The organism is Campylobacter sp. GB48 (genome assembly GCF_049221845.1).
In the GTDB taxonomy this organism is placed as follows: domain Bacteria; phylum Campylobacterota; class Campylobacteria; order Campylobacterales; family Campylobacteraceae; genus Campylobacter_D; species Campylobacter_D lari_C.
This window is the reverse complement of the sequence record NZ_JBMJAR010000054.1, coordinates 1-1409: the sequence shown is the minus strand read 5'-3', so window position 1 is coordinate 1409 and position 1409 is coordinate 1. Positions and strand designations below refer to the sequence as shown.

Below are 1409 nucleotides of genomic sequence, written 5' to 3'. Positions count from 1 at the left end.
TCTTTATGATTCTTATGCATATAGAGGTTTAGTAGATGGTATACACAAAAACCCTCTTAAAGCTCAAATGCTAAAAGATTTTTCTAAAAATCCTCCTTATGATGAATTTGGTATGCTTCCTTTTTTAGATGAACTTATAGGAGTGGATTGGGTTATTGATGTGAATAAAACTATAGCCACAAATGAAAATAATATAGTTATTGATAGTCAAGGTTACATTATTCGTGCTTTAGGGGATAGGGTTAAAAAAGGTAAAATAAAAGATCCAAGGGATATAGATTCTACTCCAGAGAGTAGGTGGGAATTTCATACTTCCACTAGAGGTGCTATAGGAAGCTATAGGGATAGATATGAGTTAGATATTCCTAATGATTGGACTAAAGAAGAAGCAAAACTATATATGAATTCTCTTATTTTAGAAGCCAAACTAGCAGCCCTAACTCCTCCTCAAGGTTATCCTAATGCACCTTATTATTATATACCAGAATATTTAGAATTTATTTATAAAAAACACAAATTAGACGCTAAACTTGATCCAAGAATTCCTGCTATATATAGATATAATTTTCCGCAAGAACTTCGAGCTAAAATACTAGCTTATGCTAAAGAGCATAATATAAAAGAGTAAAAATAATGAATTTCATTGGCCACTACTATAATCATGAAAAATGGTTTATATATGGGTTAAATTAAAGAAAGGAAAAATAATGCAAAAAATACTTCAAATTGATTTAGAAAAAAGAAAAGCTTTAGAGAATTTAAAAAATTTAAGCTTATTGGGTTTTGGTGGGGTTATGTTATTTAATCTAAATAAAGATGATTTGATTAAAGATAATGATATTTTTTCTATGCATAATATGAATCATTTTTTACAACTTAGTTTGGATCAATTTTACATACCTAATGCTTTTTTAAATATTTTAGAATTTTTACATATTAAAAAACATATTGATATAAAAGAATCTTTTCATATCAATATCTTAATCAATAGTGATACACTTTATAAAAATCCTTTATTGCAATATAATATAAATAGAACAATTTCTAAAGATGAAAATATCATTTATGCTTTAAAAAATACTTCTAGTATAAATCAAGCTTTTAAAAACTTAAAACAACTACAAGAAGTATTATTAAAAGAAAATATATTTTTAAATTTTATAGACTTAAATAGTAAAGAAAGTCTTTTAAGTTTTTACAATCAAATATTAAGTAATCATCATCTTAAAGATTATTTTTATATAAAAAATAATCAATTTTTTATTAAAGAAGATATAAAAAATAAAATTATATTTCACAATATCAATTCTTCTTCTATTATAAGTAATTATCTTAGCTTGTTAAATGATTTTAATACTTTAAGTAAGATAGAACTTATAAATATATTAGAAAGTTTAAGTTTATACAAT

1 protein-coding gene and 1 pseudogene are annotated in these 1409 nt (G+C 23.8%); both read left to right on the top strand.

The genetic code is table 11. The features are described 5' to 3' along the window. Positions 1–628, top strand: a pseudogene (locus tag ACOTVC_RS08695) (hypothetical protein); the annotation flags it as partial. 79 nt (positions 629–707) lie between these two features. After that, on the top strand, positions 708–1409 hold a 702-nt coding region (locus tag ACOTVC_RS08690), incomplete at its 3' end, for a hypothetical protein (RefSeq protein WP_421628359.1).